Source organism: Streptococcus sp. HMSC066E07 (assembly GCF_001814695.1).
In the GTDB taxonomy this organism is placed as follows: Bacteria; Bacillota; Bacilli; order Lactobacillales; family Streptococcaceae; genus Streptococcus; species Streptococcus hominis.
Genome location: NZ_KV817464.1, coordinates 12,678 through 26,728, shown reverse-complemented (window position 1 = coordinate 26,728; position 14,051 = coordinate 12,678). Strand labels below are relative to the sequence as shown.

11 protein-coding genes are annotated in these 14,051 nt (G+C 38.4%); 3 read left to right on the top strand and 8 right to left on the bottom strand.

Annotation, left to right across the window (positions count from 1 at the left end; translation table 11 throughout):
- Positions 1-29: 29 nt before the first annotated feature.
- From HMPREF2984_RS07880 to HMPREF2984_RS07870, 3 genes are all read right to left on the bottom strand, one after another.
- Positions 30-2,129: a C69 family dipeptidase gene (locus HMPREF2984_RS07880; protein WP_070671025.1), complete on the bottom strand. Its 2,100-nt coding sequence runs from the start codon at positions 2,127-2,129 to the stop codon at positions 30-32.
- Positions 2,130-2,321: 192 nt separating this feature from the next.
- Entirely contained in the window at positions 2,322-2,963 is a 642-nt protein-coding gene (locus HMPREF2984_RS07875; protein WP_070671022.1) for a DJ-1/PfpI family protein, read from the bottom strand.
- A gap of 47 nt (positions 2,964-3,010) precedes the next feature.
- Positions 3,011-3,751: a lysophospholipid acyltransferase family protein gene (locus HMPREF2984_RS07870; RefSeq protein WP_037567033.1), complete on the bottom strand. Its 741-nt coding sequence runs from the start codon at positions 3,749-3,751 to the stop codon at positions 3,011-3,013.
- Positions 3,752-3,870: 119 nt separating this feature from the next.
- On the opposite strand from HMPREF2984_RS07870, the gene HMPREF2984_RS07865 reads away from it, so the two are divergent.
- From HMPREF2984_RS07865 to HMPREF2984_RS07855, 3 genes are all read left to right on the top strand, one after another.
- Complete coding sequence (locus HMPREF2984_RS07865; protein ID WP_070671020.1) at positions 3,871-6,225, top strand: cation-translocating P-type ATPase; 2,355 nt, start codon at positions 3,871-3,873, stop codon at positions 6,223-6,225.
- A gap of 105 nt (positions 6,226-6,330) precedes the next feature.
- Positions 6,331-7,077 carry a tRNA1(Val) (adenine(37)-N6)-methyltransferase gene (locus HMPREF2984_RS07860; protein ID WP_070671017.1) on the top strand — a complete coding sequence of 249 codons (747 nt, stop codon included), beginning with the start codon at positions 6,331-6,333 and terminating at the stop codon, positions 7,075-7,077.
- Positions 7,067-7,324, top strand: coding sequence for a GIY-YIG nuclease family protein (locus HMPREF2984_RS07855; RefSeq protein ID WP_070671015.1), 258 nt, complete (start codon positions 7,067-7,069; stop codon positions 7,322-7,324). Before HMPREF2984_RS07860 ends, HMPREF2984_RS07855 begins: the two co-directional genes overlap by 11 nt.
- Positions 7,325-7,357: 33 nt before the next feature.
- On the opposite strand, the gene HMPREF2984_RS07850 is transcribed toward HMPREF2984_RS07855, so the two are convergent.
- The 5 genes from HMPREF2984_RS07850 to HMPREF2984_RS07830 form a co-directional block, all read right to left on the bottom strand.
- Positions 7,358-9,586: a glycosyl hydrolase 53 family protein gene (locus HMPREF2984_RS07850; RefSeq protein WP_070671013.1), complete on the bottom strand. Its 2,229-nt coding sequence runs from the start codon at positions 9,584-9,586 to the stop codon at positions 7,358-7,360.
- Between the two features lie 112 nt (positions 9,587-9,698).
- A complete protein-coding gene (locus HMPREF2984_RS07845) occupies positions 9,699-11,354 on the bottom strand; it encodes a PTS lactose transporter subunit IIBC (protein WP_049533131.1) in 1,656 nt (551 codons plus the stop codon).
- A 4-nt stretch (positions 11,355-11,358) separates the two neighbouring features.
- Positions 11,359-11,682, bottom strand: coding sequence for a PTS sugar transporter subunit IIA (locus tag HMPREF2984_RS07840; RefSeq protein WP_003030041.1), 324 nt, complete (start codon positions 11,680-11,682; stop codon positions 11,359-11,361).
- A gap of 13 nt (positions 11,683-11,695) precedes the next feature.
- Positions 11,696-13,096 carry a 6-phospho-beta-galactosidase gene (lacG, locus tag HMPREF2984_RS07835; protein ID WP_049533132.1) on the bottom strand — a complete coding sequence of 467 codons (1,401 nt, stop codon included), beginning with the start codon at positions 13,094-13,096 and terminating at the stop codon, positions 11,696-11,698.
- A gap of 10 nt (positions 13,097-13,106) precedes the next feature.
- Positions 13,107-13,943: a PRD domain-containing protein gene (locus tag HMPREF2984_RS07830; RefSeq protein WP_003023779.1), complete on the bottom strand. Its 837-nt coding sequence runs from the start codon at positions 13,941-13,943 to the stop codon at positions 13,107-13,109.
- Positions 13,944-14,051 lie beyond the last annotated feature (108 nt).

Genomic DNA, 14,051 nt, shown 5'->3' with positions numbered 1-14,051 from the left:
TCAACATGATGTTGATTTTCTTGCTTCAACTAGTCATTATTCTTTTTTGAACGTTTTGCTAAGATGAAGATGACAACTCCTAAAATGACAATTCCTACTAAACCAAGGAAGGTTACTTTTTCACCAGTTGACGGAAGGAAGCCACGTTTATTTTGTTTTGGTGCTTCTTTGACAACTTTGTAATTTACTTTGTAAGTAGAGAAGTGGGTTGTTTTAAAGCTAATCGTTTGATCTTTGTTGAGAACAAAATCAAATTTTTCCGCTTGCTTGCCGTCTTTCATAGCATAAACAGATTCCACCGTAGCACCTTGCTTCACTGGCACTGTCACTAATGTTGAGCTGACTTGTGATACTGTTTCGCCTTTTGGATTGGTCAAGGTAATGTCATAGCTGTCTGCGTTTTCTTCAATCGTCTTTTTAACTGCTAATTTGAGATTAGCTTTCACTAAATCTACATTTTGCAAGCGAACACCTGTGGCTGTATCCACTAAGGTATCAGAAGTTTCGCCTGGTTTAGGTTTTTCAGTATCCGATGAACTAGATGTAGACGTTTCATTTGTACTTGACGAAGATTGAGATTGAGATGTAGACGAAGTGGAAAATGTGGTTGAAGATGACTCACTTGTACTTGAAGATGGTTCTGAGCCAGAGCTTGGTGGCGTTTGCTCATTTTTAATCTTTTCTTCCATTTCAGCTTCTAGAGCTTTCATTTCTTTAAAGACTTCCTCTGCACGCGCCATACTAGACGCAGTCACTTCTTCTGACGAAGCTCCACCTGCAGCTGCGTATTGTTCATCTAATTTGGCTTGTTCTTCAATCAATCGTGCTTCCAAAGCTTTCCATTTTTCTTGAATGCTATTGCCAAATAATTTTTGATGCTTGGCTGCCATATCGTAAATGTGTGACGCAACCCAGTACCAAGAATCTTTGTCATATTTCGTTGTATCAACTTGATAAGCAGCATAAGTATTGTTGATATTTCCATAGTATGGCAAGTATGGTGCAAATCGAGGACTACCAACAGAAAGCCACATTGTGCCACCACCCATGCTGGCAGGGATATTATCTTTCAATTGGAAAATATGGGCTTCCATTACATTTGGATTGCCAAGAGGATATTTGTAGACTGGATCTACTTTTCCACGTTGAGGAATGCCTTTCCCGTCCAATTCCATTTGATCAAGGGGCTTAAATGGCGTTCCTTCAAAACGGTTCCGCTGCATCCGCATCACATCTGCAACGCTGATTTTTTTATTGCTAGATTGCAACAAATCAAAATATTTATCATCATAATTGACTGGTGCGTCTGGGTTCAAAGCCTTAATACCAGCCCAAGCCCGTGAACGATCAGCTTCTGCCATTGGCGGATTGTAAGATTGGGAAATATGGAATTTACCATCGATTTCCTTATAAGAATTAGCATCACGCGCTACTTTTTCCACATTTTCTGAGGCAATAACATTTTCCTTATCATTAAAATCAACACTTCCTAAGAAGAAGGTATTAGGGAAAATACTGTATTTGTCGTCTGGATATTTAATGGCAACATATTGATGACCAGACAAGATTTCCATGTACCAGACACCTGTCTTATCTGCAATTGTCACAATGTTTCCTTCAGCAGCTCCTTGTTTTTTGACAATCTCTGCGATGAGCTCCACACCTTCACGAGCTGTTTTGACATGTGGCAAGACAACCGTTGTCATGATAGATTCTGCCAGACCTTTTTCCACATAAGGATCAACTTTCTGGATAGCTTTATTCGCCTTAGCTGACACTGTAGCAGAAATGGAAACTCCATGCTCATTGAAGCCTACTTCATCAAAAATACCTTCTTTTGGTGTAACATCCGAAACAGAAGTATATTTATAGCTATGTGCGGGTAATTGCCATTCAAAGCCATTGGCTTCATCAATCAGCTTTTCTCCCGCTTGATTGTCCTTGGCTGGATGAACTTTAAAGACTTTGTTATGATTAGGCTCCAAATCCTCTGTACGACCATACAAAGTAGAGCCGTCTGCCGTCAAGTTCTTCCCGACAATGAAACCTGTACAGGCTTCTACTGCTTGAAAAGGAAAGAGCATAAGAGCAGATAACAGAATTGTTAAGCGAAAAATCAATTTTTTCATATATTTCTCCTTTTATGATTGCATGTTGAATACATCAACTTTTAAGAGTGAGCATCACTCTTATCACCTTTTTAAACCGTATACCTTAAATTTAGTATACTATTTTAAGTCTATTTTAGCAAGCGCTTTCATGTATGTTTTGTGTGTTTAGGTTCTTTTTATCTTAAAATTCATAGTAAAAAAACCAGAAAATCATTTCTGGAATTTTTGTTCATATCGTAAAATTTCTTGCAGTATTTCTTGATAATCAGTTGTCTCTAAATGATACGTTAACTCTTCGGGAGTGTAAGAATTTTTTCTCAAAAAGAAATCGCTCGGCACTTCTAATCCTAAAGCATCCAAAACGGTCTGAAAAAATTCTACATAAGCAAATCCAATAGCTGTAATAACATTCTTATCTTTTACAACAGGCTGATGGAGAAAATTTGCTTTTTCCAAAAAAGAAAAATACTCTACCAACTCCATATACAGACCACCTGTGTAATACCGGCTTCTCAACAAACCAGCTTTTCCTAAAAACATAGGAGATGAGGAAATAGCCGCTACTATCGTCCGCTTTGTGTCTACCCTCTCCAAAAAAGAGATTAGTCTGGAATCATAAAGGCTAACAAATGGCTCTAGTGTGCCTGGCAATATGATACAATCATACTTTACATTTTGTACTTCTGCAAAAGTAAAATCTGGAATAACTTGCAATCCTTCTTCACTCGTAGAGACTTTCTTTTCTGAAGCAAGATAGTCCAAAGACTGCCCAAAAGAAAGACAAAGCGTTGATGTCAAAGTTGTGATTTCCTGCAATGAACATGCTGAATACAGCAAAATTGCTATTTTCATAGATGCTCCTTCTAGAAAAGGTGAGACATGCTTCTTTTACAAGATTTTTATTTCCTATGTTTGTCAGGATCCCAAACGAAACTTGCGATGAAACTGAAAGCAAATGTTAGTAAGCCAACAACAATTGACAGTAACAGAGCGATCAAACGGGGGAGTAGCAATAATATATTTGGATTTTTTTTCACTTGAAGTGTAGCTACTTCGGCATCTAAGCGATCAAATTCTGTCTGAATACGACGGGCGACTTCTTCCACACCCTCGTCATTCATCTTTTTGATATCTGAAATATCAATAGGTTGTCCAAAATCCATGTCTACACGTTCGCCTTTTGCTAAACCTTTCAGACTCATCGGTCCTACATAAACAACTGGAAGAATGCGCACCTTTGCCATTTTAGCAATCAGTGCAACGCCACCTTTCACATCTGTCGAATGTCGGCTTCCACTTGGAAACATAATCAAAGACCGATTGCTTGATTTCAACATCTTGACGGGGTATTTAATAGCAGATGCTCCTGGATTTTCACGGTCAATTGGAAATGCGCCACACATGCGAATCCACCAGCCGAAAACGCGATTTGTGAACAGTTCTTTCTTTGCCATAAAGATAAATTGCTTGGGCCTTGTTGCAAAAGCCATGTAAACAGGATCCCACCAAGTACGGTGTGGAGCCACTAAAATATAATTTTCCTCTTGGTCTGGAATGTTCTCTAAATGGTGGTAGTGAGCATTACCATTTAAAGCCCATAAAATCAACATCACCAATCTTCTTAAATATCTATAAAACATAGGCTCTCCCTTCTTATCCTTTTCATTATACCTTATCCAATGCCCACTCGCAAACTTTTTTTGCTTTGAAACTGTTACAGCTGAATGAATTCTATTAGAAATTTTACTAAAAAAATGGTATGATTAACCTCATGAACATGAAAGAATTTACGGGATTAACCCACCAGCAAGTCCAAGAAAAAATTTCACAAGGACTCACCAATGATTTTACAGTCAATACAAGTATCAGCACTTGGCAAATCATCAAGCGTAATGTTTTTACGCTATTTAATGCGTTAAATTTTGCAATCGCTGTCGCTCTCGTTTCTGTTCAAGCATGGAGCAACTTAGTTTTCTTCGCTGTTATCTGCTTTAATGCTTTCTCTGGTATCGTCACAGAGTTACGCGCCAAGCACATGGTTGATAAGCTCAATCTCTTAAATAAAGAAAAGATTAGTGTTATCCGTAATGGGCAAACCACATCTATTAATCCAGAAGAATTGGTTCTAGGTGATGTCATTCGCTTAACTGCAGGGGAACAAATTCCAAGTGACGCAACTGTTTTAGATGGTTTTGCAGAAGTCAACGAAGCTATGTTAACAGGAGAAAGTGACCTTGTCCAAAAGGAGATTGGGGATCAACTGCTCTCAGGAAGTTTTCTTGTCAGTGGTCATGTAGTAGCTGAAATCACCCATGTTGGATCTGATAACTATGCTTCTAAACTGATGCTAGAGGCTAAGACTGTCAAACCAATCAATTCTCGTATCATGAAATCCATGGACAAGATTGCAGGTTTTACAGGAAAAATCATTATCCCTTTCGGAATTGCGCTCTTTCTAGAAGCTCTCTTGGTAAAACATTTACCTGTCAAAGACTCAGTTGTCAATACCTCAACGGCTCTTCTAGGAATGCTACCAAAAGGAATTGCTCTTTTAACGATTACTTCTCTTTTAACAGCTGTCATCAAGTTGGGGTTACGAAAAGTCCTTGTACAGGAAATGTACTCCGTTGAAACGCTGGCTCGTGTTGATATGCTCTGCCTTGATAAGACAGGCACCATTACACAAGGAAAAATGCACGTCGAAACAGTCAGCCCGCTTACACAAGATTTTTCAGAACAAGCAATTGCTGATATTCTTAGTGCTTATATTGCGGCAAGTGACGACAATAATCCAACTGCCCAAGCAATCCGTAAACAATTTACAAGTCCTTCTAATTACCAAACGAGTAACGCTATTCCATTTTCTAGTGACCGTAAATGGGGAGCTATGGAAATGTCGGACTTAGGTACTGTCTTTCTCGGTGCGCCTGAAATGCTCTTTAACAAAGAGATTGAGGTTGCCCAAGCAGCCCAACAGCGTGGTTCGCGTGTGATTGCTTTAGCTATTAGTCCTGAACGCATTGACCATAAATACATTCACTTACCAAGTAGCATTCACCCCATTGCCATTTTAGAAATCACAGATCCGATTCGTGACGGGGCAGCTGATACTTTGGAATACTTACGCTCACAAGAAGTTGGCTTAAAAATCATCTCAGGTGACAATCCAATTACTGTATCAAACATTGCTGCAAAGGCAGGATTTGCAAACTACCAAAGTTATGTTGATTGCTCAAAAGTAACAGATCAAGAGTTGATTGAGCTGATAGAAACGACTGCTATCTTTGGCCGCGTTTCTCCTCATCAAAAGAAACTTATCATTCAAACCCTGAAAAAAGCAGGGCATACCACAGCTATGACCGGTGACGGGGTCAATGATATTCTGGCCTTGCGTGAAGCAGACTGCTCCATTGCCATGGCTGAAGGAGATCCCGCAACCCGACAAGTTGCCAACCTCGTCTTGCTTAATTCTGATTTTAATGATGTCCCTGAAATTCTCTTTGAAGGACGCCGCGTTGTTAATAACATCGCCCGCATTGCACCAATTTTCCTCATTAAAACAACCTATTCGTTCATTTTGACAATCATTTGTATTTCTAGTATTCTGTTGGGACGAGCAGAATGGCTCTTAGTCTTTCCATTTATCCCCATTCAAATCACCTTGATTGACCAATTTGTTGAAGGTTTGCCGCCCTTTGTCCTCACCTTTGAGCGAAATATCAAACCTATTGAACAAGATTTCCTTAAAAAAGCAATTTTCAAGGCGCTACCTAGCGGGCTAATGGTCGTCTTTAGCGTTTTATTTGTCAATATTTTTGGTGGACTGCATGGCTGGTCACAAGTGGAAATCTCAACTTTACTTTATTATTTATTAGGCTCTATCGGCTTTCTATCTGTTGTTCGTGCCTGCCTGCCACTTAATCTCTGGCGGATTCTGCTGATCCTCTGGTCCCTCGTAGGCTTCTTTGGAACAGCCATTCTTCTACAAAAATACATTGAAATCGCTACTCTAACCAGCAATAGCTTCCCTATCTACATTATTCTGATGATTCTCTTTACAATTACTTTTATTGTCGTGACACACATACAGAACAAACGGGAGCAAAGTTTATAAATCTTAAGAATAATACCTACAGGCAGTAAGAAAAACCGTACATTTTTGTCTTACTGCTTATTTTTGTTACTTCTTTTCCTCTACATCATGATATAATAAGGGTATATGGCAGAAATTCTTTTAAAAGACGGTGAGCGAGTCAATCAGCTCTTTTCTACTGACGTCAAAATTATTCAAAATCGAGAGGTCTTTAGCTACTCAGTAGATAGTGTACTCCTCTCCCGTTTCCCAAACTTACCTAAGCGCGGTCTTATCGTGGATCTTTGTGCTGGAAATGGTGCTGTCGGACTTTTTGCAAGCACCCGAACCCAGGCTCAAATCATAGCGGTTGAAATTCAAGAGAGACTGGCAGATATGGCAGAGCGCTCTATTGAGCTAAATGGTCTAACCCACCAAATGCAGGTCATTCAGGATGATTTGAAATATCTCACCCACTATATTGACGGTAGTAAAGTGGACATGATTTTATGCAATCCGCCTTATTTTAAAGTAGATGAACATTCTAATCTCAACGCAAGCCGACACTATCTGCTTGCACGACATGAAATTGCGACCAATCTGGAAGAAATCTGTCGAATCTCCCAACGAGTTTTAAAGTCCAATGGACGTTTAGCAATGGTGCATCGCCCTGAACGATTCCTTGATATTATTGACACCATGATAGCGCATAATCTAGCTCCAAAACGTATTCAGTTTGTTTACCCAAAAGCAAATCGCGAAGCCAATATGCTCCTCATTGAAGCTATCAAAGATGGTTCCCGTGACGGGTTAAAAATCCTGCCACCGCTTTTCATTCATAATGAAGATGGCAGCTACACTCCAGAAATTCATGAGATTTACTATGGAAACTAAAGCCTACATGTACGTTCTGGAATGCGCCGATGGCTCTCTCTACACAGGGTACACGACCGATGTCAAAAAACGACTTCATACGCATAATACTGGAAAAGGCGCCAAATACACGCGTACACGATTACCCGTTACTCTTTTGTATCAAGAAGAATTTCCCGACAAACCTTCTGCCATGTCAGCCGAAGCTCTCTTTAAAAGAAAAACACGACAACAAAAATTAGAATATATTGCAGATAAGAAAAAGTAGAAAGCGGGAGGTCTTTCTACTTTTTTCAATGATTTATTGGTTATTTTTCTTAGAAATGACAGCAACAAAGACACTCAGAAAAACAACACCGATACCAGCTAAATATGACATGCTAGTCCCTGTACTTGGTAATAATTCTTTGGTTTTAGCTAATTTTTTGTCACTTGTAGTAGGCAAAGTTTCCTTGTTCCTATTCGTTTGAGAAGACTTTCCATTTTTATTAGACGAATCAGAATCTGTCAACCCAGCATGGGAGTTTTCTCCCTTTTGTTCTTTGCTATTAGAATTTTCCTTTGTTTTTTTGCTATCTTCATGCTGAACATTAGATGAAGATTGATTTTCTAGTGGTACAAGGGCTCGAATGGCAGTCTGTAATGCTTCACATTCTGCATCAATCTCTGCTTGTGTCGCATCATCTTTTTGTAAAATAGCTTGTGCCTCTTCTACTTGTTCTTTTAAGTTCGCAAGTGAATCCTTTGTATAATGCATAGTTTCCGCTAATTTTTCTTTTGCCGAAGAAAGAGTGGTTCCCAACTTTGTCTTATCTACTCCTTCTTTGGTTAAAAGCAAATCGTCAATTGTTCCCCATGAACCTTTATTTGCTTTCACACATATTCCCAGTGTCACCTCGGTCTCTTTTGTTAATGTAAAGCTCAATTTTGCTGTCTGCCAATTTGACCAACCAGCTAGTTTGACTTTTTCACTTTGAACATTTACTGCCTCAGCACGAGCAAAAGCATAAATATCTTCAGAGCCATTCGTATCACCACCTTGAATTTGAGCAGAAAATTGATAAGTTCCTGCTGGAAGTGTTATCTTTCTTTCAACGCCAGTTGTATAATCGCTTGTGCCATTGTAGAAATTCATGGCATACTTGCCTGTTTTAGGCGTGTCTTGTCTACGCTTGATAAAATCGTTAAAAGTATAATCTGAAAGATCTTCTTCCTCAAAGCTAGAATTGGATAACAAACTCTTTTGCAGCTCTGTTTCTTCATTCTTATCATATTCTAGATTTGTATTCAACCCAGTATAAACATATTTAAATGTCGCAAGTGACGGCAAAGCTTTTCCTGTAAAATCAAACAATGCTTGATTATCCCATTCAGAGCCACCGTAATTTTCCTGATTAACATTTGGATCATACCCAATGACGGCACTAGAAGCCCAGCCCGAACCGTATTTTTCCCAAATAGGTGTATTTACTTCTTTTCCTTTGGAACTAACCGGTATCCAAGCTGGCTCCCAATAAAAGATGCCTAATGCACTTGCTTTATTGGCTGCATCAATGACATCTCGTAAGGCATGCGATTGCCCTTGAATAGAGGCAGGATAGCCACCCACCAGCATTTGATTTTGTGTTCGGATAACATTTTGTTGACCATCTCCATCTTCTAATGTATAGGCATAAGAAGTCTCTGCTACAAGTGTCTTTTTCCCATACTTTTCGGTCACTGTCTTTAAAACTGAAGTCAGATTATCTAAATTACCATGCCAAAAACTATAATAACTAGTAGCAAACACATCATAATCAATATGGTGATCTGATAAACCTTTTGCGTAATTCAGTATCGTTTCCGTTTTATCTGGGTTAGTAAAATGAAAAGCTATCAATATAGTTGCATCCACTTCTCGCACTGCTTTGGCGCCTGCTGCAAACAACTGATAGCGTTCCTCTCCTGCTTCACCTGCTATCCCACTACTCGTTGTTTCATTACCAACTTGAACCATTCCTACATTTACACCAGCTGCTTTTATTTTTTCAAGACTAGCTTTGGTGTATTGATATAAAGCCTCTGATTTTTCAGACACATTCATATTTGTCCAATCTTTTGGTGGAACTTGACGTCCTGGATCAGCCCAAAAATCTGAATAATGAAAGTCTACTAGTAGCCGCATACCATGTGCTGTAGCTCGTTTTCCAATCTCAATCGCCTTTTCTATATCGCTATTTCCAGCGCCATAACCATGTCCGTTATGATCATAAGGATTATTCCATACTCTGACGCGAATGTAATTTACACCATTTTCTTTCAAAATATCAAAGATATCTTTGACATTCCCATTTTCATCTTTGTACTCTACACCACTTTGTTCTTGAGCAATTACTGTTGAAATATCCGTCCCCATGATAAAATCAGATGATAAATTTTCTACTTTATCAACACGTATTTTAGTATTTTCATTAGCTTTAATAGGAATGACTCCTCCAAGCAAACAAAGACTAGCAGCAAAAACAAGCGACAATCTTAATCCTATTTTCATACAGTTTTCCTATTTCTATTTAGTTTAATATTTTAGTGTTCGCTTTAAAAAACTGATAAAACAAGAAATAGGTTTTATCAGTTTTTAAACGAACATTTTATAAGAAGGCTAGTTATTCAAAATGCGAAAGAACGAATTGCACAGCGCCTTTAGGATCACGTGTCAATTTGATATATTCAGCACCTTTTGTCGCAACAAGTTTGATGCCCAATTTATCCGTATCTTTCTTAATATCTTCATAGTAAGAATTGACTTGTGGAGCTAGCACAACCATGTCAAAATCTTTCATAATATCGTAGTGCGAACCATAAGCACCAGCTGTTGAACTGAGGTCTATGCCTAACTCTGCTGCGCCTTCTGTTAGTGCATTTGCTAGCATGGCGCTTGTCCCTGCACCGGCACATAGAACCAAAATATTATGATGCTTTCCATCTGCAACCGCTTGAATTTGATCGTCTATTTCAGCTTCTGCTGCTTCTTCAAGCTCAATCACTTCTGCCTTTTTCGCTTCTTCTTCTACTAATGAATCATCGTACGCTTTAATAAATGGAAGGTAGATGAGAGAATCAACTACAATCAACAGCAGCATCAAGACAATAGATAAGATTCCTGCACCCGTACCTAAAATCAAGCCAATCGGTGCTGGCGTTGCCCAAGGAAGGACATACATAAAGCTATTCATACCTAACACATCAACAAAGAACTTGAAAGCACAAACATTGATCATTGGAGTGATTAAAAATGGAATAAAGAAATAGGGATTTAAAATAATAGGCGTTGCAAACAGCAATGGTTCATTGACTGCAAAGCAAACTGGAACAAAGGAAGCTTTCCCGACAGCTTTTAATTGCTTAGATTTTGCAAAGAGCATGAAGAGGAATGGAACAACCAATGTTGCACCTGTACCACCCATTGTGCCAACGAAGTTTCCAAGTCCAACTGTCAACACGTTTGAAGCATGGTGACCTGCTTTTACCAACTGTAAATTCGTTTCCACATTTGCATAAATAATCGCGACAATAGCTGGTTCTACAATTGAAGGACCATGCACACCAACAAACCAGAAGAGTGCCATTGCTCCCCAAATAATCGAAATTCCTAAATAGCCATCAGCTGCGGTAAATAAAGGTTGGAGAAGTGTGATAACGGCTTCTGCAAACGAATGCCCAAAGAAATAACGCACGATTGTATCAATCAAAACAGCAGCAAATACTGCAAATGAAAATGGAAAGACGTCACGGAAAGTTTGAGAAATTGTTCCAGGGACTTCTTTTGGCATCTTAATAGTAATGTCTTTCAATACACAGAATTTATAAACATTCACCGTGATAAAAGCTGCTACAAAAGCCGCTAAAATCCCTTTTGTTCCCATGTAGCCATTGGCTAAACCGTTTTCAATTTGATCCACACTTAAAAGGAGGAAGCTCACAATGGAAGCCAACATAACAGAAACCGAATTGATAGTCTTGTTGGTCGGCATATTGCGGTTCATTGATTCTGACAAACAACGAGCAGTCGTAGCGGACACGAGAATAGCTACTACCCCCATAGAATAGCCATATACTTTCCAAAGCCAGGTGGAAACATCATTTGGCAACTTAAATCCAAAAATTTCTGGAATTGCTGCTAGCAAGATAAAAATACTTGAAAATAAAATGGCAGGCATGGCGGCTAAAAAGCCGTCACGAATAGCGCCAAGATAAATATTGCGTGATATTTTTTCAAAGAAAGGTTTTCCTTTCTCAATTTGTTTGATAATTCCGTTCATGGAATTAGTCCTCCTTGTATTGATTTTTATATAATTCAATAAAATCTACGATCAATTCTTTTAACAATAATGTCGTCATCAAATGATCTTGACCGTGAATAAAGATAAATCCTAAATCTAAATCTTCCCCAGCTGCCTCTTGTGCTAAAATCTGCGTTTGTGAATTGTGGGCTAAATTTAAATTTTCATCTGCTTCTTTTAAAGCAGCATCTACATTTGTAAAATTACCTTGACGAACCTCTTTCAGCAAATTCAGTAAACAACTACGTGCATCCCCCGAATAAGCTACGATTTCAAATCCTAACATTTGTAATTCGTTTTTATTCATCTTATCTCCCTTCTTAAATCACAATCTTTGTTTCACTAACATGCTTGTACCAATAAGCTGATTCCTTAGGGTAACGCTTTTGAGTTTCAAAATCAACGTAAAACAAGCCATAACGTTTATTGTAGCCATTTGACCACGAGAAAACATCCATTAAAGACCAAAGAAAATATCCTTTTACCACAACACCAGCATCAATAGCTTTGCTTAAAGATTGCAAATACACTTTCAAATAATCAATCCGCGGCTTGTCCATAATGATGCCATTGTCAAACTCGTCTTTATAGCCCATTCCATTTTCAGTGATATAAATCTTTTGATAATGTGGGTAGTCTTTTTTAATTCTCAATAAAAGGTCATACAAACCTTCTGGGTAAATAATCCAATCCCAGTCTGTTCGTTCAATCCCTTCCTTATAAATCCGTTCTCCAATGCCTTTCACTTTATAAACCGAAGTGCCTTTATCACCCGTTCCATTATGATGAATAGTTGATTCGCCCTGATAAGCCTTAACAAAATGACATTGATAATGATTGATTCCAAGATAATCATTTCGATGACTAGCTTTTTTCATTTCTTCAAAGTCGCTTTCAAGGAATTCATAACTAGCGTTGTTAGCAGCGCAAATTTCATTAAGAGCTTCCATTGTTTCCTCAGAATAATACCCCAGATAAGTAGCATCTAGCAAGAAACGAATAGAAAGCGCATCATCCAGAAAAGCTGCATGCTTATCTTCTTCGCTGTCTGTTGCTGGGTATTTTGTTTCCAAAGAATGCACCACTCCAATTTCACCAAGGTAACCTTTCTCCTTGAAAAGATTTACTACACGCGCATGCGCATACATCATATTGTGAAGACATTGAATCACCTTACTCAAATCATACTGAATCCCCGGAGGAAAGACACCGAGCAAGTATTGATTGGTCGCAACAGGATAAATTTCGTTAAAAGTGCTCCAATGATGAACCTCTGGAAATTCTTGAAAACAAAATTCAGCATATTCCACAAACGCTTCAATCGTATCACGATTGAGAAAATCACCTTGATCAAACAAAACTTTCGGAGTATCAAAGTGATGCAGTGTAACAAATGGCAGGACATGGTGTTTCGCACATTCAGCAAATACACGGTGATAAAACTCTACTCCTTCTTGGTTGACCTTGCCATGTCCCTCTGGAAAAATACGGCTCCAAGCAATAGACAAGCGCAAACCATTGACACCAAACTTCTCACACAGCTCAATATCTTTTGGGTATTGATGATAGAAATCACTAGCCGGATCTGCTAAAAATCGTCCTTGTTTTTCTAAAAATTCATCCCAAGCGACCGGACCTTTTCCACCTTCTTTTGTAGCTCCTTCTACTTGATAAGCAGCTGTTGCACCACCAAAAATAAAATCTTCTGGTAATTGAAACATGTCTTCTCCTTTACAATAATCTTTGAATATGAATCACCAAATACACCTTTTCATTTGGATGAAGTCCTCCACCCAAATGCTGACGAATGACTTCATAAATATCTTCGCCAATTTGATAGGCTTCTGGATAATCCTTTTTAATATGCTCTTCTAAATTCTTCATGGAAACTTTTGAACCGCTGTCATCTTGATCCAAACGCTCAATAAAGTATGTCAAATGAATCATCAAACGGTCGTAAAAATTACTATTCTTTTTTGTCCGCTTAATACCATGTTTTAAAAGTTCCTCTTGCACCAAAGCAATCATTTGTCGGGTCAGTGTTTGTTCATCTTTACTAATCACGACATCTTCGCCTTTCGCATTGATAAACTGTAAGGCTAACCGCCCAATCTCATCTTTTGGAAAATCCACATCCAATTTTTCTTTTAAAATCACCAAAGCGTGCTCAGCAATTTTGTACTCCGTCGGATATTGCTCCGACATATCCGGCAAGTGATTACTTTTATAAGTATTTCTTTGCAGCGCTTGATAACTACAATAAATATGATCTGTCAAAGTTACATAGATGTACTCTTGAACTGGAAATTGGAACTGTTGAATACCATAATCAATAATTTCATAACTAGTCGTGATAAAATCCAAGGGAACATCTTTTAACAAAGCAGAAAAGTTTTCGCGCGATTCTTCACTTTTCAGTTGAAAGACTTTTTCTACTCGTTCTTCTGCCAACAAATCCCCTTTTTTCTTTTTAAAAATGATACCGAGCCCCATGACAACAGCCTGTTCACCACTTTCATTTTTGACCACCGCAACATTATTATTTAGTGGCTGGACAATTCGAAACATTCATGTCCTCCTTCCTAACAATCTTTTTGTAAAACATAAAAAAACCATAAACAAACCAAGATTTTTTACTTGGGTCATTTATGGTCTCGCCTAATTTCTTAGTTACAA

Coding starts and splice junctions, on each gene's coding strand:
- HMPREF2984_RS07830 (WP_003023779.1), bottom strand. CDS start 13,943: ATGTTTCGAATTGTCCAGCCACTAAATAATAATGTTGCGGTGGTCAAA.
- HMPREF2984_RS07845 (WP_049533131.1), bottom strand. CDS start 11,354: ATGAACGGAATTATCAAACAAATTGAGAAAGGAAAACCTTTCTTTGAA.
- HMPREF2984_RS07855 (WP_070671015.1), top strand. CDS start 7,067: ATGGAAACTAAAGCCTACATGTACGTTCTGGAATGCGCCGATGGCTCT.
- HMPREF2984_RS07865 (WP_070671020.1), top strand. CDS start 3,871: ATGATTAACCTCATGAACATGAAAGAATTTACGGGATTAACCCACCAG.
- HMPREF2984_RS07880 (WP_070671025.1), bottom strand. CDS start 2,129: ATGAAAAAATTGATTTTTCGCTTAACAATTCTGTTATCTGCTCTTATG.
- HMPREF2984_RS07850 (WP_070671013.1), bottom strand. CDS start 9,586: ATGAAAATAGGATTAAGATTGTCGCTTGTTTTTGCTGCTAGTCTTTGT.
- HMPREF2984_RS07860 (WP_070671017.1), top strand. CDS start 6,331: ATGGCAGAAATTCTTTTAAAAGACGGTGAGCGAGTCAATCAGCTCTTT.
- HMPREF2984_RS07840 (WP_003030041.1), bottom strand. CDS start 11,682: ATGAATAAAAACGAATTACAAATGTTAGGATTTGAAATCGTAGCTTAT.
- HMPREF2984_RS07875 (WP_070671022.1), bottom strand. CDS start 2,963: ATGAAAATAGCAATTTTGCTGTATTCAGCATGTTCATTGCAGGAAATC.
- HMPREF2984_RS07870 (WP_037567033.1), bottom strand. CDS start 3,751: ATGTTTTATAGATATTTAAGAAGATTGGTGATGTTGATTTTATGGGCT.
- lacG (WP_049533132.1), bottom strand. CDS start 13,096: ATGTTTCAATTACCAGAAGATTTTATTTTTGGTGGTGCAACAGCTGCT.